Source organism: Phenylobacterium sp. J426 (assembly GCF_024699945.1).
Lineage (GTDB): Bacteria > Pseudomonadota > Alphaproteobacteria > Caulobacterales > Caulobacteraceae > Phenylobacterium.
In genome coordinates this window covers 1657744-1677671 of record NZ_JAJOMY010000001.1, presented here as the reverse complement: position 1 = coordinate 1677671, position 19928 = coordinate 1657744, and the positions used below count along the sequence as shown (strand labels likewise).

Genomic DNA, 19928 nt, shown 5'->3' with positions numbered 1-19928 from the left:
AGCCTTTCAATTGGTACGCGTTTCTAGCCGAGGTTATCGATTAGAACGCCATTCCTAATAGCTACGTTTATAAAAACGTAGAGCTTGGATAAGGGGATGGCGTTCAACACCGATAGATAAAGCGAACCGAACGGCTCTGGCACGCGGCCACCGCTATAGCGGATCCTATCTGCGCCTCTTAGGCCGTTATTGGTCCCCTTTACCCAATGGGTCTTGCTTATGTAGCTAGTCTGAAAGGCAGGGTTATAAAGGGCCCTAACGAGCACTGGCCTAACGATATAATCGTTACCGCGATACGCGGGCTTTTTGGCCACCCTGCCCCTAAGAAAGCTGGCCATTTCCCCGGTGCATATGCAGTGGAAATGCAGAACGAAGAGCTCGTTAGCGACGTCGAACTCGCCATCCAGCTTGCCTATCAGGTGGCCTTTTAGCCCTCGCGCCTCTTTGCGCCGAAAGTTCTCTTCGAACTCCCTTAGGACGCTAAGCACTCGATCTACCGTTAGCTCCTCGGGATTTAAGACCCATTTCGAGGACATGACGGTAGCGGCGTAAGCGCGATAGCCCTTAGGGGCTAGCTCGCTTAGAAGCTGCGGATTCCGACGATGCCGCCCAGCTATTCCGAGATGATCTCGCCCGCTGTTCCGATCTGATGCCGCCCAGCGGCACAGCCTTCATCGACAGGTTTCATCTGTCTGGGGTTCGGCCGGCTGGTCAAGCCTGATCGGCGGGTTTCGGGCGGCGCAGGGAGTCGCCGCTGAGGTCCAGGCGGTGGGCGTTGTGGACGAGCCGGTCGAGGATGGCGTCGGCGTAGGTGGCCTCGCCGATGACGGTGTGCCAGGCCGAGACCGGTAGTTGGCTGGTGACGATGGTGGAGCGCCGGCCGTAACGGTCCTCGAGGATCTCGAGCAGGTCGTGACGTGCCTGGGCGTCGAGCGGCTCCAGGCCCCAGTCGTCCAGGATCAGCAGTTGCACGGCGCCCAGGCTCTTGAAGCGGCGGCCGATGCTGCCGTCGCCGTGCGCCAGCGCCAGCTCGTCGAAGAGCTTGGGGACGCGGACGTAGAGCACCGAGCGGTTGTCGCGGCAGGCTTTGTGGCCGAGCGCGCAGGAGATCCAGCTCTTGCCCACCCCGGTCGGGCCGCAGATCACCAGGTTCTCGGCCGCGTCGATCCAGTGGCTTTTGAGCAGCGTCGTGAGGACGCCGCGGTCCAGTCCGCGGGGGGCGCGGTAGTCGATGTCTTCCGGGACGGCGTGGTGGCGCAGCCGCGCATGGCGGAGCCGGGCGCCGAGACGCTTGTCCTGTCGGTGCACGGTTTCACGGTCCAGCAGCAGCGCCAGCCAGTCGGCATGTCCCAGGCCGCCGGCTTCGGGGTTGTCGAGCAGTTCGCGGAAGGCCTTGGCCATGCCTTGGAGGCCCAGGACGTTGAGCTGGTCGAAGGTGGGATGGGTCAGCATCAGATCTCCTCAGTGGTAGTAGGTTGAGCCGCGGATGTTGGGGTGGGCGACGGCGCCGCCGGCCTCGCCGTCGCGCCGCCGGACCGGTTGGCCGTCGAGCCGGTTGTCGAGGATGGATTTGACCGCGCCGTAGCTGCGCGCGCTCACCAGCAGGGCGCGCTCGCAGGCCGCCTCCAGGCGCGCGACGCCGTAGACCTTGGCCAGGCGCACGATCCCCATCGTGGTGCGGAAGCCCTGTTCGGGGTGCGGCCGGTGCTCGAGGATCACCTGGCAGAGCAGCGCCACGGAAGGGCCGCAGGCCCGCGCCTCGCTCAGGATCCGCTCGATGGTCCAGTCGCTGTAGCGGCGGTGGCTGGCCGGCATGTGCTCGCTGAGCGTGGTGTGTTTGCCGTCGCCGGAGCCACGCAGGTGGGCGGCGATGCGCTCGCCGTGCAGGAAGATCTCCACGGCGCGGGCGGTGAGCCGCACCTCCACCGTCTCGCGGGCGTGACGGTAGGGGACGGAGTAGAAGTGGCCGTCGACGTCGACGTGGTAGTCCAGCCCCACCTTGCGCACGCGCCATTCGGCGAGGGCATAGGGCTCGGCCGGCAGGGCTTTAAGCCGCGGGGCGTCGATCTCCGCGAAGAGCTGGCGACGGGTGCGGCGCTGATAACGCCGGACCTGCTGCTCGTTGAGCCAGACCAGCAGCTCGCCCAGGGCGGCGTTCACCTCGGCCAGGCTGTAGAAGCGTCGATGGCGCAGCTTGCCGAGCAGCCAACGCTCGGCGATCCGCACTGCGGCTTCCACCTTGGCCTTGTCCCGCGGCCGCCTGGGCCGCGCCGGCAGCACCGCGGTGTCGTAGTGGGCGGCCAGCTCGCCGTAGGTGCGATTGACCTGCGGGTCGTAGAGGCAGGCCTTGATGATCGCCACTTTGGGGTTGTCCGGCACCAGCAGCCGCGGCGCGCCGCCGAAGAAGGCGAAGGCCTGCACGTGGCCGTCGACCCAGTCGGGGAGCTTCTCGCTCCAGGTGGCGCAGGCGAAGGTCAGGCTGGAGGCGCCCAGCACCCCGACGAAGATGTGCGCCGGCTGTGTCTTGCCGCTGCGGCGGTCGATGATCACCGGCACGGTGTCGCCGGCGTAGTCGACGAAGAGCTTGTCGCCGCCAAGATGCGTCTGGCGCATCGTCACCGGCAGGCGGGCTTCCCAGCTGCGGTAGAGCTCGCAAAATCGGCTGTAGCGATAGCCGTCCGGATAAGCCTCGATGTACTCGTCCCACAGGATCTGCAGGGTGACGTGCTTCTTCTTCAGCTCGCGGTTGAGCGCCGCCCAGTCCGGCTCGGCGCGCCGACGGAAGCCCTGCTTTGTCCTGCTCTCGCCGTAGAGCCGGTCTTCCAGCTCGCTGTCCGTCAGATCCAACGGCAACGGCCAGGCGAGACCGGATTCTTCGAAGCGCCGCGTCATCTCGCGGAACGTCGACGGGGCGATCCCCATCCGGCGGGCGATCTCCCGCCCGCCAAGCCCGGCGTCCAGGCGCAGCCTCAACATCTCGCGCACGCGGCGCATCGCAATCCTCTCCGTCGGCATCGGCCTCTCCTCGAAAGGAGGAGAGCCTAGCGTCGGCGAAGGCCTGGACCGCCGGGCCGCCTGGGCGGGATCATCCCGGAATCCTGGGCGGCGTTATCCCGGAACGGTGGGCGGGATCACTTCGGAATGGTGGGCGGCATCAAATCGGAACGGCGGGCGCGATCACGTCGGAATCCGCACTTAGAAGCCGCAGGATCGCACCGGTTACCCGAACCTGCACCCATCGCGAATCCGTAGCCGAGCCCGCATTTCTTCGCTCTCCGTCGCCACGCGACAGGGTTCTTATAAGCCCTGCTAAAAGCTCGGTATCGACTGAAGGGTGGTTGCGTTTAAGGAGCTTTCTAGCTCGCCCCAGCCTAAGCCTATCCTCATTCCGGTGGCGGTTAGCGGAAGGAAGGCAGGTTGAGCGCGGCTTAGCGCCGCTAAGCCTCAGTCGGTCTGCCGAACGAGGCTTAAGAACCCTTAGATCAAACTCTTCCTCGGGCGGTCTAAGGGAGTCTAACCGGAGCTTCATAGCGCACCTCCAACAGGTGGAAGCCCGGCGATAAAAGTTTGGAGATCAGCGGCTCTTATAAGGGTTCGGCGGCCTAGTTTTACGGGTGCTATGCGGCCTTGGGATATCAACTCATAGAAGGATGTGCGCCCAACCCCGAGTAGCGCGAGCGCTTGATCGACGGATAGTAACTGTAGGTCTGCCATAGACGCCGGGACGAAGCCCCGTACTAACTTTTCCATTGTGGTGATCTTGGTGAAAGCGACTCTGCGAAATCGGAGCCGTTCTCGAAATTAGGCGGGCTGGTCGGGCCTATGCGTGCCGAGACTGGCGCTTGGCTCCCGCCCCACCCTTCAGCGCGTCATGCAGTTGTCGATGCGGCGGGAAATGCGGGCGACCCCACCCTACCTTCGCGTGCGCGGCGTTCCGCGATTCCCGCCTCGCGAAGGCTCGGAGATGCCTCTTGGAGACGTCGCGCAGAGCCGATAGACCGGCTTGACTACCATCGCCCCTTCTTGCCGCCGCCAACCCCCGACGCACGCGAGCATCCAAATGCGCCGCTCTACGCGCCAGTTCGCCCTGCGCACGACGCCTCTAAGCAACGACCCTGCGGCAGATCGAGTCCAGATGACGCCTGTAGCGGGGCATCGTCGATGAGCTTGATCAAGTCGAAGAAGCGCGTCGCCGACCACGGCGAGGTGTTCACGCCTAGCTGGCTGGTCGAAAGGATGCTCGACCTCGTTAAGGGCGAGACTGAGCGCATCGATGCTCGTTTCCTTGAGCCCGCTTGTGGCAGCGGCAACTTCCTCGTCCCAGTTCTCCAGCGCAAGCTGGCTGCCGTCGAGTCGAGGTTCGGCAAGTCCGACTTCGAGCGGCGGCACTACGCGCTGCTGGCGTTGATGTGCTGCTATGGGATCGAATTGCTGGCGGATAACATCGCCGAATGCCGCACGAACATGCTGGAGGTCTTCGCCGACTATCTCAGTGTGTCTGAAGCGGACGAGATGTATCGGGCAGCGTCCTTCGTGCTCTCGCTCAATCTCGTGCATGGCGACGCTATGACCATGCGGGAGACGAGCGGCGCACCCATCAACGTTGTGGAATGGGGTTACATCGGGAAGGGTAAGTTCCAGCGACGGGACTTCCGACTCGATGTGCTCACTGGCATGGCTAGCTTTAGCGCGAAGGGATCGCTGTTCGCCCGGGTCGGCAGAAACGAAATCTTCGAGCCTACTACGACATACCCGCCCATGACCGTGCGTGATCTGGCCAGCGGGAATGCCTAGGGGGAGCCACATGAGTTCACAGGCGGGGTTCACGCTGAGGGGTCGCAATCCCGATGTTTTGACCTGTATTGCCAATCTCTCGAACGACGAGGTGTTCACCCCGCCGGATTTTGCCAATCGAATGTTGGATGCACTGGCTCGGGCATGGGCGGCGAGCAACGGCGGCGCTAATATCTGGGCGGATAGTTCGATCCGCTTTCTCGACCCTTGTAGCAAGTCAGGCGTCTTTCTTCGGGAAATCGCCACCCGGCTCATCGATGGTCTAAAGGACGAGATCCCCGACCTGCAGCGCCGGGTTGATCATATTCTAACGCGGCAACTGTTCGGCATCGGCATCACGCAGCTAACCAGCCTGCTCGCACGCCGCAGCCTCTATTGCTCCAAGCACGCCGACGGCGAACACTCGATCGCGAGGAGCTTCGCCGACAGCGACGGCAATATCTGGTTCGGCCGTACCGAGCATGCTTGGCGAAACGATCGATGCAGTTTCTGCGGAGCCAGTAAGGAAACGCTCGACCGAGGCGAGGGTAGGGAGACCCACGCCTATGCCTTTATCCACACGAATAACATCCACGCTCGGGTGGCCGAGTGGTTTGGGGACGACATGCAGTTTGACGTCATTATCGGCAACCCGCCGTACCAGCTGGATGACGGCGGTTTCGGTACCAGCGCCGCACCGATTTATCAGAAATTCGTAGAACAGGCGCTTGCGCTTGAGCCCCGCTACGCCGTGTTCGTTACCCCATCGCGTTGGATGGCGGGCGGCAAAGGGCTCGACAGTTATCGAGAGCGCATGCTGTCAGATAAGCGTCTCAGAGCTATCGTAGATTATCCGAAACTCTACGAGGCGTTCCCCGGCGTCAAAATTCGAGGTGGCATTTCGTACTTCGTCTGGGACCGCGAGCACAACGGACCTTGTACAGTTGAAACGATTTGGGACGGGGAGCCCACCGGCCCTGCTGTAGCTCGTCATCTCGATGCATATGACATCCTCGTGCGGCGGAACGAGGCCGTGCCAATTCTAGAGAAGGTCAGGGCGAAGGGTGAGCCCACCCTTGATGCCCGTGTCTCCAGCCAAAAGCCGTTTGGACTCCGCACATTCTTCCACGGCAAGGCGGAGCCCACTCGCCTCGCTCATCCCGTGAAGCTCTTCGGGTCCCAGAGAATCAGCTGGGTTGAACGCGCGGACATCCCAGCGAACGCTGCGTGGATCGACAAATGGAAGGTGCTGATGACCCGTGTTCAGGGAACAAGCGCCGCCGTTGAGACCAAATTTCTGAGCAAGCCGATTGTCGCAGAGCCGGGAACGGCTTGTACCGAGAGTTACCTAGTCGCGGGCCTCTTCGACTCTGAATGTGAGGCAAGGAATTATGCGAGCTATCTTCGCACCAGATTTGCCCGGTTTCTTGTTTCTCTTCGGAAGTCGACCCAAGACGCTCCTAAACACGTCTATGCCTTCATACCGGATCTACCGCTAGACCACGTTTGGACCGACTCTCAGCTTTACGAGCGGTATGGGCTGACTGCGGAGGAGATCGCGTTCATAGAATCTCAGGTGGCTGAGCACAGCGACGACCTGTTCGACGATGTCGCTTCGAGTGAAGCCGAAGATGAATAAGCCTCCTATTGAGGAAATCCTCTCTCCAAAGCCGGAAGCGCGGCCGCGTATCTATGCATATGCCATTGCAGACGCGGAGCACGCTGGTCTTCTCAAAGTCGGACAGACAACCCGTGATGTGAAGCAGCGTATTAATGAGCAGCTAAGGACCGCTGCTATCACAAATTTCAGTATAGAACTCGACGAGAGTGCTGAAAGGGATGACGGAAGCATCATCACTGATCATGCGGTGCGCGAGGCTTTAAAGCGGAAAGGCTTTGCCAATCCCCAGCTCGAGTGGATGCACTGCACCGTTGCCGACGTGAGGACGGTGATCGCTGAGCTACGTTCAGGCCAGCAATTCACAGGCACGCACCACGAAAGCTTCGCGCCGCGCAGGGAGCAAGCGGAGGCTGTGGAGCAGACGCGTGCGTATTATGAGTCTCGCTGGCAGCAGGACAGCAACGCTGTCCCGAGGTTCCTCTGGAACGCCAAGATGCGCTTCGGAAAAACCTTCACGACTTACCAGCTTGCGAGGAGGCTGGGTGCCAAGAGAGTTCTGGTGGTGACCTTCAAGCCTGCTGTCGAGGATGCGTGGCGGGCTGACCTCGAAAACCACATTGATTTCGACGGCTGGCAGTATCTGTCCCGTAGTTCCGGTCGCGACCCCAGCCAAATCGATGATGACAAACCTGTCGTCTATTTTGGCTCATTCCAAGATCTGCTCGGACGTGACCGTATAGGGAACATCAAGGCCCGAAATGAGTGGCTACATACGATCAAATGGGACTTGGTCGTATTTGACGAGTACCACTTCGGCGCGTGGCGGGAGACGGCTAAGGAGTTATTTGAAGGAGAAGATGCGGCAGTTGCGCGGCGAGAAGCGAGCCTCGAGTACGCGGCCGATCTGGACGAAGTGAACCAAGGCTTGAGCGTGCTCTCGGAGCATGAGGCCGAGTTTCTGCCAATCACCACCCGCGCTTACCTTTATCTCTCCGGCACTCCATTCAAGGCGCTAGCGACCGGCGAGTTCATTGAGGAGCAGATCTTCAACTGGACGTATACGGACGAGCAGCGCGCCAAAGCCGAGTTTGCGACACTGAACCCCGGCAAGCGAAACCCTTACGGCGCGCTGCCCCAGATGCGGCTGCTCACCTATCAAATGCCGGACGAGCTGCTCGCTATTGCGAGTGCCGGGGAGTTCGACGAATTTGACTTGAACGCGTTCTTTGCAGCGACTGGCGCAGCGGACTCAGCAGTCTTCAAACATAAGAGCGATGTGCAGAAATGGCTGGACATCATTCGTGGGGGCTACGCGCCGCACGCAGTCGAAAGCCTAAAGACCAGCACGCGACCCCCGTTCCCCTATTCAGACGTACGGTTATTACCCTACCTGCAGCATTCGTTCTGGTTCCTGCCCAACGTGGCCGCCTGCCATGCGATGGCTAACCTCTTAGCAGAGCGACACAACACCTTTTGGCACGATTACAAAGTCATCGTCGCCGCGGGAGCTTCAGCAGGAACTGGCCTCGATGCCCTGCCCCCCGGTTCGCGAGGCCATCGGCAGCGGCTTTGATTCCAAGACCATCACGTTGTCATGCGGCAAGCTGACGACCGGGGTGACGGTGGCGCAATGGTCCTCGATCTTGATGCTCCGCAACCTCAAATCGCCGGAGACGTATTTTCAGGCGGCGTTCCGAGTGCAGTCGCCTTGGTCAATCAGGAATCCCAACGGTGACAATCCTAACGAGGAAGAAATCCTCAAGCCCGTCTGCTTCGTGTTCGATTTTGCGCCGACGCGCGCGCTGCGGCAGCTGTCCGAGTACGGGATCGGCCTGTCCCCGGGGAGCCAAACCCCGAAAATGCTGTTCGGGAACTAGTGTCTTTCCTGCCAGTGCTCGCCTACGATGGCGCGAACATGACGCAAATCGATGCTGGTGGGATCTTGGACATTGCGATGTCCGGCACATCGGCCACGCTGCTCGCCCGCAAGTGGGAGTCAGCTCTGCTAGTCAACGTAGACAACGACACGCTTCGACGCGTGCTCGATAGCCCGGAGGCAATGGCGGCCGTCGAACGTATCGAAGGCTGGCGAGCGTTGGGCGACAATGTGATCGAAACGATCATCAACAAAAGCGGCAAGGTCAAGGAACTCAAGAGTAAGGCCAAGGAACGCGAGCTTACTCCGGGTGAGAAAAGAGAGCTCACGGAGGAGGAGCGCGAATACAAAAGCAAGCGAAAGCTTGTACAAGAGAAGCTTATCAAGTTTGCGACGCGCATTCCGGCCTTTATGTATCTTACCGATTTCCGAGAGAACACGCTTCAGGACGTGATCACCAAGCTGGAACCGGATTTGTTCCTTGCGGTAACTGGCCTAACGGTTGCGGACTTTCATCTGTTGGTTCGGTTGAAGGTCTTCAATACAGAGCGGATGAATGAGGCTGTTTTTGCATTCCGCCGATATGAAGATGCCTCCCTTCGCTATAGCGGAATCGAAAGTCACAAGGGCCTCACGCACTACGGCCTCTATGACACGGTCGTGGCAAAGGAAGATAACGCGTTGATGCTGAAGGCGAGCTAGTGCGCAGAGCGCGCGTACGGGACTCGCAGGGCGCCTTAGTGGGTGACGTCGCTGCTTGTTTGCTCGAACCGAGCGCGCCGCTGCAACGCCTCCGATGTCCGGCGGCAGGGGGTTAGCGGCGGAAGATTATTAGCTCACTACGATCTACCAGCCATTGGCTCGGCTTTGGGCGGCGGAAACCTGCGAACAGAGCAGCGCGGTTTTTCCGATAGACCGGCCTCTCAGCGCAAGAGTCGATAAACGCGATCCTGCCGCCGTCCGGCAGCGCGACCACCCAATGCTGGCTTGGGTGGCGAAGGCCGATTATCCCGCACATAGCGCGTGGGTCGCTAAATGCCTCATCGAAGCGCGTCCAATAGTGGTGGTTACTAGCCGGAACCCGTCCCGCTAACGGGTAGCGCGCGCTTATGCCGTGCCGATTCACGGGGCTGCTAAGGCACGCCCGGACCATGCGCTTTAGATCGCAATAGCTGGTGCCCAGCCAAACGGGCGTGGGCCAAGCTGAGCTAAGTGATATCGAGCAAGCCGCTCGAAACAGCGTCTCGCGATGATGGCCGAGGCCGCATAGCTCTAGTGCATTGACGATAGCGTACGGACCGCAAAGCCCGTCGAGCGCGCCTTGGTAAGATGGCATTGCTAGACGCTAGCGCTAGCAGCGCTTCGGCTGACGTCGGCCGATGCTAGCGCTAACCGTTTAGCCGCTATGCGCTGGATAGCGGATTTGGAAACCCCATAGCTCTTAGCTAATGCGCCGAGGGACGCGCCTTCGCCTAGAAGCCTAACAACTTCCTTCTGCTCGCTAGCACTTAAAGAGGCGCGGCGGCCGAGCTTCACGCCGCTAGCCTTTGCGCGACTAAGACCCGCCTGCGTTCTCTCGATTAGTAAGTCCCGCTCGAACTCCGCGACGGCGGCAATCACGGACATCGTCATCCGACCTGCGGCGCTCGTTAGGTCTACGCCACCAAGCGCCAAGCAATGCGTCCGCACACCGATAGCCGCCAATGCCTCCACCACTGAGCGGACATCCATAGCGTTGCGGCCGAGCCGATCTAGCTTGGTGACAACCAGCACGTCGCCGGGCTCAAGCCGGTCTAGGAGCCGCGCAAACTCTTTCCGTTCGCGCGCGGGGACGGAGCCGGAAACCGTCTCCTCGATTACGCGACGCTCGTCGATCTGAAAACCTGCGCTACGTATCTCGGCCACTTGGTTTGCAGTGGCTTGATCAGCCGTGCTTACGCGGCAATAGGCGAAGACTCGCACCGATAGCCCCTATCCGTATCCAAAACCCGCATCGGTTTTGAATCGCATCGAAACTAGGGTCAAGCCTATTTTACGATACGGCTAACGCTAAGGTATCGAAAGCGGTCCTTTCCGGTTTGCAGAACCCCGCTTGATGGGAAGCGAAGCTTCGCCAACACTGGGACGCATCTAAGGTCATTCGGCGGGTATAAAGTGGGCGTGGAAAATCAACGGACGCTGGCAGATCGCCTCTTCCCTATCGTGCAGGAGGAGGACGAGCTCGAACTACGAAACGTCCCGCCCGAGCAAAGGCGTCTCCACACAGAAACCGCCGACCTAACGGTCTCTTCGCTTCATTCGTATCTCGCCAACGGCAAGCTCGAGATACCTGAGTTCCAGCGCGGATATGTCTGGACGCGCAATCAGGCTTCCCGCCTCATTGAGTCGCTTCTTATCCAATGCCCCATTCCGGTGGTGTATTTCAGCCAGACATCAGACAACAAGCTTTTAGTAATTGATGGCAATCAGCGCCTCTTGTCCCTGAAGCTTTTCCTTAACGACGGATTTGAGCTTCAAGGTCTAACAACATATCCGGAGCTAAATGGTCTTAGCTGGAGCACGCTAGACCCGCGGTTCAGGGATCATATAAACAATCGCACCATACGCTGTATTACAATCCTCAGAGAAACGCATCCGCAGATCAAGTTTGATGTCTTTGAGCGGCTAAACACCGGCTCAGTAAAGCTAAATGCGCAAGAGTTACGCCACGGCATCAACCATGGGCTCCTTATCGAGACTGTCGATAGGCAAGCTAAGGGTGATGCATGGCGGACCATCACGGGGACGCGCAAAGATACTAGAATGCGAGGAGCGGAGTTGATCCTCCGGTATTACGCCTTTCGACATGCGCGCGATAAATACGAGAAGCCGCTTGCCAGCTTCCTAGATGCGTTCAGCGCCACGCATCAGAAAATAAGTGCCGAACAGATGGCAATCTGGGAGCGCGACTTTCAAGATACGCTCGAGCTTATACATAAGCTACTCGGTCGTTACGCGTTCCGGATTTACGACAAGAGCCTTGGAAGCCCAACGGGCTTCAATGCCGCTCTCTACGATGCCGAAATGATTGGTTTTGCAGAGACCGGAAGTGCGCTTATCAAGAGTGGAGAAGTCGACCCGGCGACGTTCCAGCGGCGAGTCGCTGACCTGTTTGGAGATGAAAAGTTCTCGAACAGTATCAGGCAGGCAACTAGCGACGAAACTGCCGTTAAAACACGAATTGATATGTTTAAGGGCTTCCTTGACAACTATGCCGTATAGCCGCAGCGCGTACCGCATCGACTTCGAGGCCCGAGTAGAAGAGTTACTTCAGGAAGCTCGGGCCGCTCAAAAACTGGGCGCGAGTCTCCGGGGTGTCCGCGACATGACCTTCCAGTGCGCAGTGTTTCAAACCTGCGCCGCGCTCGAGACCTATATACGTTTGATCGTTGAGGGCTGGGTTCAGAAGCTGAAGGCCAATAACCTTGGTGCGAAGGTGCCTCACCCGGCTCGGGCAAGATACTTCACCAAGGCGCTCGCAGGGTCTCTTGAGGCGTATATGTCGACCGGAGACGAGGCTAAGATATTCCGCGCGTTAGAGTCCAAAGCGGCCCTCTGGGATATCATGCAGGGCAAGGCGGAATTGCCGACGTACATCAACGGCGTGTACCTGCACGAAAACACGGCATACCCGTCCAATAAAAATCTGAAGCGCCTCTTCTATCGGCTCGGTATCAACAACATCCATGCTGAGGTGTCGCGCATCCTATCTCGTGACGCGGAGGGCCTCATTGAAGGGTTTCAAAGTGTTAGGACCAACATCGCGCATGCTTCGCCCGACGATCTAACTATCGGCGATGTTAGGCGGCTACTCCGAGATATTTCAGATTTCGTCCGGGCGGTTGACCGGGTGTTCTACCGTCACGTTATGGCGCACGGCGGCAACGTCTGCTGGCACTGACCTACGCGCGCTGCGTTCGATCAATGAGTATGGTTGCGAGTACCGCCTCATCCTCGAGCGCAATTATCGGCTCGGGCATGCTGGCCTTCCGCCGCTGCGAGCAGACTCCCGGTAGCCGATTGTGGTTAGCTTTGTAGGAAGGAGGGGAGAGAGCGGCAAAAGGCGAGCAACAATAACGTGGTTGGGCGGACACCCTCTCCGCCATTTCCTAGTTCGACAGCCGACCGTCCGGGCGCACCACAGCGCCCGTTCCCGCGTGGCGCGGCGCAGCCTCATCGGCGGTCGCGTTCGCCTGCAGCCGCGGGCCGCGACGGCGCCCGGGTCGCCGACTTCCCTTCGGTCAGCGTTGCGCCCGCCGCCCCGGGCGCGGTAAGGCGCTGCGGGAATTCTTCGAAGACACGGTCTGGGGGCGGCTCATGAGCATCAAGGGCAAGGCCTATGTGATGGGGGCCTTCGAGCACCCGACCCGCGACGCGCCCGACAAGACGACCGCCCAGCTACACGCGGAGTGCGCCAAGGGTGCGCTGGAGGACGCCGGCCTCTCGTTCGCAGATGTGGACGCCTATTTCTGCGCCGGTGATGCGCCGGGCTTCGGCGGCCTCTCGATGATCGACTACATGGGCCTGCGGAACGTCAGGCACATGGATTCCACCGAGACCGGCGGCTCGTCCTATCTCGTGCACGTGGGCCACGCGGCGCAGGCGATCGCGGCGGGCAAGTGCCAGGTGGCGCTGATCACGCTCGCCGGGCGCCCGCGCAACGGCGGCAATCGGCCGGGCGCGAGCCTCCGTCCCGGCGGCGGGGGCAGCGGCCTTTCCGACGGACCGCCCGAGGCCGGTTTCGAGCACATCTACGGCGGCTCGACCCACAACACCTACGGCATGGCCGCCATGCGCCACATGCACGAGTTCGGCACGACCTCGGAGCAGCTGGCCTGGATCAAGGTGGCCGCCAGCCATCACGCCCAGTGGAACGACCACGCCTATCTGAAGGACGTGGTCACCGTGGAAGACGTGGTGAACTCGCGGATGATCTCGGACCCGCTGCACCTGCTCGACTGCTGCGTGGTCACCGACGGCGGCGGGGCGGTGATCGTCACCTCTCCCGAGGTCGCCAGGGGCCTGGACCGGCCACGCGTCCGGTTGCTGGGCGCCGGGGAGGCGCCGAAGGGCGTGCTGGGCGGCGACATCGACCTGACCTATTCAGGCGCCGTTTGGTCGGGGCCGCGGGCCTTCGATGAGGCGGGCGTGACGCCGGCCGACATAAAGTACGCCTCGATCTACGACAGCTTCACCATCACGGTGCTGATGCAGCTCGAGGACCTGGGCTTCTGCAGGAAGGGCGAGGGCGGGAAGTTCGTCGCCGACGGCAACCTCATCTCAGGCATCGGCAAGCTGCCCTTCAACACGGACGGCGGTGGGCTCTGCAACAACCACCCGACGAACCGGGGCGGCATGACGAAGATTATCGAGGCGGTGCGCCAGTTGCGCGGAGAAGCGCATCCGAAGGTGCAGGTGCCGAACTGCGACCTGGCCGTGGCGCACGGCACCGGCGGCTCGCTGGGCATCCGCCACGGGGCGGCGACCCTGATCCTCGAACGGGAGGCCTAGAGAGATGTCCGACGTCATGAGCCGTCCGATCCCCGCCCCCGCCGTCACCCTCGAGAGCAAGCCGTTCTGGGACGCCGCGGCCCAAGGCCGGTTCCTGGTGAAGCGCTGCACCGCATGTTCGAAGGCGCACTGGTACCCGCGGACGATCTGCCCCTTCTGCGCCAGCGACGCGACGGTTTGGGAGGAGAGCGCCGGCGAGGGCGAGGTCTACACGTTCTCGATCATGCGGCGCTCGCCCACGGGCCCTTACGCGATAGGCTACGTCACCCTCGACGAGGGCCCGCGGATGCTGACCAACTTCGTGGACGTCGAACCCGAGGCGCTGAGGATCGGCCTGCGCGTGAAGGTGCGGTTCCAGCCGACCGAGGGCGACGGTCCCCCGGCGCCTGTCTTCGCGCCCATAGCTGAGCAGTAAACCCGGCGGCTCCGCTGGATTATCAAAAGATATCCTAGCATACGGCCAAGCTTTCGCGGCGCTATCGCGCAGCGAAATAAGGTGGCTGCTGCGGCGAAAAGTAACATTCACGATATTGCGAGCTCCAAAACCCGGATAAGATCTCCTCAGGGTCGGGGGATACGGTTCAGGGAGAATCCAGAGTGAAGCTTCGACTGACGACTGCCGCCGCCATCCTCGCGGCCGCCGGCCTCGCCGCCTGCGGCCAGAAGACCGAGGAACCGGCCGCCACCGACGCCGCCACCATGGGCACGGCCGCGGACACCTCGGCGATGACCGGCGCCACCGACCCGGCCATGACCACCGACCCCGCCATGGGCGCGACCGGCACGACGACGGGAACCACTACCGGCACGATGGGCACGACCACGGATCCCGCCACGGGCGGCACGATGGGCGCTACCGGGACCACCGGCACGACAGGAACGACGGGCACGACCACCGGAACGACAACCGGCACGACCCCGCCCACGCAGTAACTCCGCATCCGCGCGGCCGCCCCGGCTCGGCGCCGGGCGGCCGCGTTCCGCTATTCGGCCTCGGCCGCCGCCGTCACCTCGCCCAGCACCTCGCGAAGCACCTCGTCGGTGTGCTCGCCCAGGCGGGGCGCATGGCGGCGGATGTTCGACGGCGTCCTGGAGAACTTCACTGGCGGCTTGATGGCCCGATAGCGGCCCACCGCATCGTGCTCATAGATCTCGAAGAAGCCGACGGCCTGCAGGTGCGGGTCGGCCTCGACATCCTCCAGCGTGTTGGTCTTCACCACCGGGATCGACAGCGGCTTCAGGATCTCGAGCCACTCCTGGGTGGTCTTGGTCGCAGCCGCCTGCTCGATCAGGCCGTAGAGTTCGCGCGTGTGCCTCGCCCGTGTCGCATAATCCGCGAACCGCGGGTCCGACTTCACCGCCTCGCCGAAGCCTGCCGCGTCGAAGAACTGGTCCCACTGGCGATCCGTGTACGGCAGCAATCCGATCCAGCCGTCCTTGGTCCGGAACGGCTTGCGGTTGGGGTTGATCACCCGCTGATAGCCCCACTGGCCCGTCGGCGGCTGGTAGGCCTGGTCGTAGAGGTGCTCGACCAGCAAGAAGCTCGTCACGCACTCCAGCATCGGGACCTCGACGAACTGGCCCTCGCCGGTCCGCGCCCGGTGCAGCAACGCGGCGGTGATCGCCTGGCTCATGAAGAGGCCCGAGACCTTATCGGCCACGAGCGTCGGCAGGATGCGTGGGACGGGGTTCCCATCGGTGCGCGGCAGGATGTCGGCCATGCCGGACGCCGACTGGATCAGGTCGTCATAGGCCGGCTCGCCGGCATAGGGGCCGTCCGAGCCATAGCCGGCGGCATGGACATATACGATGTCCGCCCGGATGGCGGCGACCTCCTCATAGGACAGGCCCAGCCGCTTCAGGCCTTCGTAACGGACGGAGGCGGCGAACACGTCGCAGGTCTTGATCAGGCGGGCCAGGGCCCGCTTGGCGCTCTCCTGCTTCAGGTCCAGCAGGATCGAGCGCTTATTGCGGTTGATGGTCAGGAAGATGGGGCCCATGTCGCGCGGCGCGCCGTCGGGCACGTGGCCGGCCCAGCGCATGATGTCGCCCCCGTCGCCGCGGCCTGAGCCCGGATCCTCCAGCTTGATCACGTCGGCGCCCTGGTCGGCGAGGATCTGGGTGGCGTAGGCCCCGTTGACCACGCTGGTCAGGTCCAGGATGCGCAGCCCCGCGAGCGGCCCGGTCGCCTTTTCCGCCAGTTGCTTGGCTTCCGCCACGTGATCCCCTCCTCTGTGCGCTGGGCATCGTTATGATGCGAGTAACACCACAACGACGCAGGGGGAGGCCAGTGGACTTCGAGCTCGCCGAAGACCACCGCATGCTCAAGGACCTGGTGGCCCGGTTCGTCCGCGACGAGCTGATGCCGCTGGAGACGGGCGTCATGGCCCGCGAAGCCGAGGGCGGCGGCCTGGGATTGTCGACCGCCGAGCACGCGCGGCTCGACGAGGTCTCGCGGAACCTCGGACTCTGGGGCCTGGACGCGCCCGAGGACGTGGGCGGCTCGGATCTGCCGATGGTGGCCATGGTCGGCGTAGAGGAGGAGATGGGGCGGACGGTGACGCCCTACACCCTTCCGCCCGACAGCCCTAACCTGCGCATGCTCATGGCGACGGTCGACGAGCGCCAGCGCGCCGCCTACCTCGCGCCGTACGTGGCCGGGAAGACGGTCTCGGCGATCGGCATATCCGAGCCGGGCGCGGGCTCGGACCCCGCCGGCATGACCACGCGCGCGGTGCGCGAAGGCGACGACTGGATCATCGATGGCCGCAAGATCTGGATCAGCCGGGCCGACCACGCGGACTTCACGATCCTGATGGCGGTGACCGACAAGGAGAAGGGCGCGCGCGGGGGCATATCGGCCTTCCTCGTCGACCGGGACACGCCCGGCTTCAACGTCCTGCGCCGCATTCCCATGCTGGGCGGCCAGGCCACCTACGAGATCGCCCTGGAAGGCTGCCGGGTCGAGGGCTGGAAGCTGCTGGGCCTAGAGGGCGCCGGCTTCGCCCCGATGCAGACGCGGCTGGGCACGCGGCGCATCCAGATGGCGGCGTGGTCCGTGGGCATGGCTCAGAGGGCGCTCGACATGCTGATCGAGTACGCGCCTCAGCGGAAGACATTCGGGGCGCCCCTGTCCGAGCGACAGGCGATCCAGTTCTGGGTGGCCGAGGCGGCGACCAAGATCCACGCGGCGCGGCTGATGACCTACGACTGCGCCTGGAAGCTGGATCAGGGCCGCGACGTGCGCTCCGAGATCAGCATGATCAAGTGGTACGCCACCGAGATGGCCTATGAGACAGTCGACCGGGTCATGCAGGCGTTCGGCGCCATGGGCGTGACCAAGGAGCTGCCCCTGCAGCTGATGCAGGCGAAGCTCCGCACGATGAGAATCTACGACGGCCCCACCGAGATCCATAAGTGGGTGGTGGCCAGAAACCTCTTGGGGACACGGAAATGAAGTCAGCTTACGGCGAACACGTCACGGTCGCGATGGACGGGAACGTCGCCGTGGTCACGCTCAACCGGCCGCCGCACAACTTCGTCTCGGTCGACTTCATGCGCGACCTGGCCGACGCATTGAACGACGTCGACGCGCATGGCCCCGCCCGCGCGGTCGTGCTGCAGAGCGAGGGCAGAACCTTCTGCGGCGGCGCCGACTTCTCGTCCGACACCGACCAGGTGGCCTCCGGGATGGATGGCGTCCAGGCGCTCTACGCCCAGGCGATCCGCCTGTTCTCCGCCGAGAAGCCGATCGTGGCGGCCATCCAGGGCGCCGCGGTGGGCGCGGGCCTCGGCCTGGCGCTGACGGCTGACTTCCGGGTCGCAGCGCCCGAAGCGCGCTTTGTCGGCAACTTCACCAAGCTGGCGTTCCACCCCGGCTTCGGCCTCACCTACACCCTGCCCCGGCTGATTGGGCCGCAGCGGGCCAGCCTCATGTTCCTGACCGGCCGGCGCATCAAGGCCGAGGAGGCCCTGGCCTGGGGCCTGTGCGACGACGTCGTTCCGGCGGAAGAGCTGCGAGCCGCCGCGCTGCGGCTGGCCGCCGAGATCGCCGAGAACGCACCGCTGGCCACCATCGCGACGCGCAAGACGCTTCGCGAGGGCCTGGCCGCTGCGGTGAAGGCGCAGACCTTCGTCGAGCACCGCGAGCAGGCGCTGCTGCGTGCGACCGAAGACTTCAGGGAAGGCGTCCGTTCCGTGGCCGAGCGCCGGCCGGGGAACTGGGTGGGCCGGTAAGATCAGCCCAGGTTGAAGCGCTCGCCCGCCGACCGCTCGCACTCGGCGGCGAGCTCTTTGAAGAGCAGGGACAGGATCACCAGCGCGCGCCCCTCCACGTCCGCCGCTTCCGCGCCCGGGTGCCAGTCGACGGCCATGTCGAAGTTGATCTCGGGGATCAGGGCGTTGCGGCCGAGGATGCTGACCGTGGCCTCGCCTGGCTCCCCCGGCCGCGCACGAGCGGTCACCACCCAGCGGAGCTGCTCGTTGGGGCGTTCAGCCATCCTCAGCCCTCCACAGGAGAGGCGACCTGCGGCGCCAGGGCGGCCGCTTCACGGGCCAGCGCCGTGATTCGATCCCAGTCGCCGACGCGCACTGCGTCGGCCGGCGCCACCCAGCTGCCCCCGACGCAGGTGACGTTCGGCAGGGCCAGATAGTCGCCGGCGTTCTTCGCATTGACTCCACCGGTCGGGCAGAAGGTCGCCTGCTGGAATGGGCTCTGGAAGGCCTTCAGCGCCTCGACGCCGCCGACGATGTTGGCTGGGAACAGCTTGAAGTGCGTGAAGCCCGCGGCGAGGCCCGCCATCAGCTCGGTGGCGGTGGCGACGCCCGGCAGCAACGGCGTCGCCCCGTCGGGTCCCTCCCCTTCGATCAGGCCCGGGCTGACGGCGAACTGCGCGCCGGCGTCGGCGACCGACCGGCGCATCTCGCGGTTCAGCACCGTGCCCGCGCCGACCACGGCGCCCTCGATCTCGGACATGGCGGCGATGCAGTCCATGGCCGCGGGCGTGCGCAGGGTGACCTCCAGCACGGTGAGACCCCCGGCCACCAGGGCGCGGCCCAGGGGGACGGCGCTGTCGACGTCATCGACCACCAGCACCGGGATGACCGGCGCACGCTTCAGGATGCTGGCGATCGTCATAGGCGTTCCATCTGTTCGAGCTCGCGCGCCGCGCCCACGATGGCGGCGTACGGGTGGGTGACGAGGAAGGTGGGGATGTCGCGGACGTAGTCCGACAGGCCCCCCTTGTCCTCGAAGCGGGCGCGGAACGGACTGGCGTCCAGGCGCTCGGCCATGCGAGGCGCGATGCCGCCCGACACATAGACGCCGCCGCGAGCGCCGAAGGTCAGGGCGAGATCGCCGGCCACAGCGCCCAGGATGCCGCAGAAGCGATCCAGCGTGGCGCGCGCCAGCGGGTCGCCTGCCAAGCCTTCGGTCATCACCGCGGCCTGGTCGGGAAGGGCCGGTGTCTGGCCCGCCTGCGCGGCCAGGCATTCGTACAGGTCGTAGAGCCCGGCTCCGGACAGCAGCCGCTCGATGGAGACCCGGCCATGCTCCCGGCGGAGGCGGCGCCAGATCTCGACTTCGACCTCGTCGTTCGGGGCGAAGGCGGCGTGCCCGCCCTCGGTGGCGATGGCGACGTCGCCGCGCTCGCTGCGGGCGAGGCCCGCCACGCCGAAGCCCGTGCCGGCCCCCAGCACCACCACCGGGCAATCCCAGCCGCCGCGGCCACGATCCGGGCCGATGCGGCGCAGGTCGGACTCGCCCAGGCGGGGACAGGCCAGGGCCTGGGCCGCGAAGTCGTTGATGAGCTTGACCGCCTCGAACTCGAAGTGGGCGAGGATGTCGCCTTCGGAGATCGTCCACTCGAGGTTGGTGAACTCGATCTCGCCATCCACGACCGGGCCAGCGACGGCGATCACCGCGCGCGGCGGCCGCCGCTTGCCGGCGGTTGTCGCGAGATACTCATCCAGCACCTCGGTCAGGCTGCCGTAGGCCTTGGCCTCGAAGGTGCGGGGGTTGCGGATCGCGCCCTCGGCGTCGACGAGGGCAAAACGGGCGTTTGTGCCCCCGACGTCGCCCACCAGGCCGGTGTAGTGCGGTTTCATGCG

21 protein-coding genes are annotated in these 19928 nt (G+C 63.5%); 12 read left to right on the top strand and 9 right to left on the bottom strand.

Features of this window, described 5'->3' with window-relative positions; translation table 11 throughout:
- Nucleotides 1–23: 23 nt before the first annotated feature.
- The 4 genes from LRS10_RS08730 to LRS10_RS25060 form a co-directional block, all read right to left on the bottom strand.
- Nucleotides 24–536, bottom strand: coding sequence for a hypothetical protein (locus LRS10_RS08730; protein WP_257836905.1), 513 nt, complete (start codon nucleotides 534–536; stop codon nucleotides 24–26).
- 175 nt (nucleotides 537–711) lie between these two features.
- Entirely contained in the window at nucleotides 712–1452 is a 741-nt protein-coding gene (istB, locus tag LRS10_RS08725) for an IS21-like element helper ATPase IstB (protein ID WP_257836904.1), read from the bottom strand.
- A gap of 9 nt (nucleotides 1453–1461) precedes the next feature.
- On the bottom strand, nucleotides 1462–2994 hold the full coding sequence (istA, locus tag LRS10_RS08720) for an IS21 family transposase (RefSeq protein ID WP_257839117.1): 1533 nt from the start codon (nucleotides 2992–2994) through the stop codon (nucleotides 1462–1464).
- A 531-nt stretch (nucleotides 2995–3525) separates the two neighbouring features.
- Complete coding sequence (locus LRS10_RS25060) at nucleotides 3526–3714, bottom strand: helix-turn-helix domain-containing protein (protein WP_374570961.1); 189 nt, start codon at nucleotides 3712–3714, stop codon at nucleotides 3526–3528.
- A gap of 447 nt (nucleotides 3715–4161) precedes the next feature.
- Here LRS10_RS25060 and LRS10_RS08715 point away from each other — a divergent pair, with 447 nt between their 5' ends.
- Genes LRS10_RS08715 through LRS10_RS08695 form a run of 5 tightly spaced genes read left to right on the top strand, consistent with a single transcriptional unit; the run spans nucleotide 4162 to nucleotide 8972 of the window.
- Nucleotides 4162–4794 (top strand): SAM-dependent methyltransferase, encoded by a 633-nt coding sequence (locus LRS10_RS08715; RefSeq protein WP_257836903.1) that lies wholly within the window; start codon nucleotides 4162–4164, stop codon nucleotides 4792–4794.
- A gap of 10 nt (nucleotides 4795–4804) precedes the next feature.
- On the top strand, nucleotides 4805–6412 hold the full coding sequence (locus LRS10_RS08710) for an Eco57I restriction-modification methylase domain-containing protein (RefSeq protein WP_257836902.1): 1608 nt from the start codon (nucleotides 4805–4807) through the stop codon (nucleotides 6410–6412).
- Nucleotides 6405–7967 carry a GIY-YIG nuclease family protein gene (locus LRS10_RS08705; protein ID WP_257836901.1) on the top strand — a complete coding sequence of 521 codons (1563 nt, stop codon included), beginning with the start codon at nucleotides 6405–6407 and terminating at the stop codon, nucleotides 7965–7967. Before LRS10_RS08710 ends, LRS10_RS08705 begins: the two co-directional genes overlap by 8 nt.
- Entirely contained in the window at nucleotides 7924–8271 is a 348-nt protein-coding gene (locus LRS10_RS08700) for a hypothetical protein (protein ID WP_257836900.1), read from the top strand. Before LRS10_RS08705 ends, LRS10_RS08700 begins: the two co-directional genes overlap by 44 nt.
- Nucleotides 8272–8309: 38 nt before the next feature.
- Nucleotides 8310–8972, top strand: a complete 663-nt coding sequence (locus LRS10_RS08695; protein WP_257836899.1) for a hypothetical protein — start codon at nucleotides 8310–8312, stop codon at nucleotides 8970–8972.
- Between the two features lie 636 nt (nucleotides 8973–9608).
- Here LRS10_RS08695 and LRS10_RS08690 read toward each other — a convergent pair.
- Entirely contained in the window at nucleotides 9609–10232 is a 624-nt protein-coding gene (locus LRS10_RS08690) for a recombinase family protein (RefSeq protein ID WP_257836898.1), read from the bottom strand.
- Between the two features lie 192 nt (nucleotides 10233–10424).
- Here LRS10_RS08690 and LRS10_RS08685 point away from each other — a divergent pair, with 192 nt between their 5' ends.
- From LRS10_RS08685 to LRS10_RS08665, 5 genes are all read left to right on the top strand, one after another.
- Entirely contained in the window at nucleotides 10425–11531 is a 1107-nt protein-coding gene (locus tag LRS10_RS08685) for a DUF262 domain-containing protein (RefSeq protein WP_257836897.1), read from the top strand.
- Nucleotides 11521–12210, top strand: coding sequence for a HEPN domain-containing protein (locus LRS10_RS08680; protein WP_257836896.1), 690 nt, complete (start codon nucleotides 11521–11523; stop codon nucleotides 12208–12210). The genes LRS10_RS08685 and LRS10_RS08680 overlap by 11 nt, the downstream gene beginning before the upstream one ends.
- 416 nt (nucleotides 12211–12626) lie before the next feature.
- On the top strand, nucleotides 12627–13820 hold the full coding sequence (locus tag LRS10_RS08675; protein ID WP_257836895.1) for a thiolase domain-containing protein: 1194 nt from the start codon (nucleotides 12627–12629) through the stop codon (nucleotides 13818–13820).
- Nucleotides 13821–13824: 4 nt separating this feature from the next.
- Nucleotides 13825–14235 carry a Zn-ribbon domain-containing OB-fold protein gene (locus LRS10_RS08670; RefSeq protein WP_257836894.1) on the top strand — a complete coding sequence of 137 codons (411 nt, stop codon included), beginning with the start codon at nucleotides 13825–13827 and terminating at the stop codon, nucleotides 14233–14235.
- A 182-nt stretch (nucleotides 14236–14417) separates the two neighbouring features.
- Complete coding sequence (locus LRS10_RS08665) at nucleotides 14418–14753, top strand: hypothetical protein (RefSeq protein ID WP_257836893.1); 336 nt, start codon at nucleotides 14418–14420, stop codon at nucleotides 14751–14753.
- A 50-nt stretch (nucleotides 14754–14803) separates the two neighbouring features.
- Here LRS10_RS08665 and LRS10_RS08660 read toward each other — a convergent pair whose 3' ends face one another.
- On the bottom strand, nucleotides 14804–16039 hold the full coding sequence (locus LRS10_RS08660) for a CaiB/BaiF CoA-transferase family protein (protein ID WP_257836892.1): 1236 nt from the start codon (nucleotides 16037–16039) through the stop codon (nucleotides 14804–14806).
- Between the two features lie 71 nt (nucleotides 16040–16110).
- On the opposite strand from LRS10_RS08660, the gene LRS10_RS08655 reads away from it, so the two are divergent.
- Both LRS10_RS08655 and LRS10_RS08650 read left to right on the top strand, forming a co-directional pair.
- On the top strand, nucleotides 16111–17277 hold the full coding sequence (locus LRS10_RS08655) for an acyl-CoA dehydrogenase family protein (protein WP_257836891.1): 1167 nt from the start codon (nucleotides 16111–16113) through the stop codon (nucleotides 17275–17277).
- Complete coding sequence (locus tag LRS10_RS08650; RefSeq protein ID WP_257836890.1) at nucleotides 17274–18056, top strand: enoyl-CoA hydratase/isomerase family protein; 783 nt, start codon at nucleotides 17274–17276, stop codon at nucleotides 18054–18056. Before LRS10_RS08655 ends, LRS10_RS08650 begins: the two co-directional genes overlap by 4 nt.
- A gap of 2 nt (nucleotides 18057–18058) precedes the next feature.
- On the opposite strand, the gene LRS10_RS08645 is transcribed toward LRS10_RS08650, so the two are convergent.
- The 3 genes from LRS10_RS08645 to glk are packed head-to-tail and all read right to left on the bottom strand — an operon-like array spanning nucleotide 18059 to nucleotide 19925.
- The gene (locus tag LRS10_RS08645; protein ID WP_257836889.1) at nucleotides 18059–18319 is read right to left on the bottom strand and encodes a hypothetical protein; all 261 of its coding nucleotides are present in this window, start codon (nucleotides 18317–18319) and stop codon (nucleotides 18059–18061) included.
- A 2-nt stretch (nucleotides 18320–18321) separates the two neighbouring features.
- On the bottom strand, nucleotides 18322–18957 hold the full coding sequence (eda, locus tag LRS10_RS08640) for a bifunctional 4-hydroxy-2-oxoglutarate aldolase/2-dehydro-3-deoxy-phosphogluconate aldolase (protein ID WP_257836888.1): 636 nt from the start codon (nucleotides 18955–18957) through the stop codon (nucleotides 18322–18324).
- Nucleotides 18954–19925, bottom strand: coding sequence for a glucokinase (gene glk / locus LRS10_RS08635; RefSeq protein WP_257836887.1), 972 nt, complete (start codon nucleotides 19923–19925; stop codon nucleotides 18954–18956). Before glk ends, eda begins: the two co-directional genes overlap by 4 nt.
- Nucleotides 19926–19928: the final 3 nt, after the last annotated feature.

Bases quoted from the DNA above. Each gene is read 5' to 3' on its own strand.
- LRS10_RS08730 (WP_257836905.1), bottom strand. From the start codon at position 536: ATGTCCTCGAAATGGGTCTTAAATCCCGAGGAGCTAACGGTAGATCGA.
- istB (WP_257836904.1), bottom strand. From the start codon at position 1,452: ATGCTGACCCATCCCACCTTCGACCAGCTCAACGTCCTGGGCCTCCAA.
- istA (WP_257839117.1), bottom strand. From the start codon at position 2,994: ATGCGCCGCGTGCGCGAGATGTTGAGGCTGCGCCTGGACGCCGGGCTT.
- LRS10_RS25060 (WP_374570961.1), bottom strand. From the start codon at position 3,714: ATGGCAGACCTACAGTTACTATCCGTCGATCAAGCGCTCGCGCTACTC.
- LRS10_RS08715 (WP_257836903.1), top strand. From the start codon at position 4,162: ATGAGCTTGATCAAGTCGAAGAAGCGCGTCGCCGACCACGGCGAGGTG.
- LRS10_RS08710 (WP_257836902.1), top strand. From the start codon at position 4,805: ATGAGTTCACAGGCGGGGTTCACGCTGAGGGGTCGCAATCCCGATGTT.
- LRS10_RS08705 (WP_257836901.1), top strand. From the start codon at position 6,405: ATGAATAAGCCTCCTATTGAGGAAATCCTCTCTCCAAAGCCGGAAGCG.
- LRS10_RS08700 (WP_257836900.1), top strand. From the start codon at position 7,924: ATGCCCTGCCCCCCGGTTCGCGAGGCCATCGGCAGCGGCTTTGATTCC.
- LRS10_RS08695 (WP_257836899.1), top strand. From the start codon at position 8,310: ATGACGCAAATCGATGCTGGTGGGATCTTGGACATTGCGATGTCCGGC.
- LRS10_RS08680 (WP_257836896.1), top strand. From the start codon at position 11,521: ATGCCGTATAGCCGCAGCGCGTACCGCATCGACTTCGAGGCCCGAGTA.
- LRS10_RS08675 (WP_257836895.1), top strand. From the start codon at position 12,627: ATGAGCATCAAGGGCAAGGCCTATGTGATGGGGGCCTTCGAGCACCCG.
- LRS10_RS08670 (WP_257836894.1), top strand. From the start codon at position 13,825: ATGTCCGACGTCATGAGCCGTCCGATCCCCGCCCCCGCCGTCACCCTC.
- LRS10_RS08650 (WP_257836890.1), top strand. From the start codon at position 17,274: ATGAAGTCAGCTTACGGCGAACACGTCACGGTCGCGATGGACGGGAAC.
- LRS10_RS08645 (WP_257836889.1), bottom strand. From the start codon at position 18,319: ATGGCTGAACGCCCCAACGAGCAGCTCCGCTGGGTGGTGACCGCTCGT.
- eda (WP_257836888.1), bottom strand. From the start codon at position 18,957: ATGACGATCGCCAGCATCCTGAAGCGTGCGCCGGTCATCCCGGTGCTG.
- glk (WP_257836887.1), bottom strand. From the start codon at position 19,925: ATGAAACCGCACTACACCGGCCTGGTGGGCGACGTCGGGGGCACAAAC.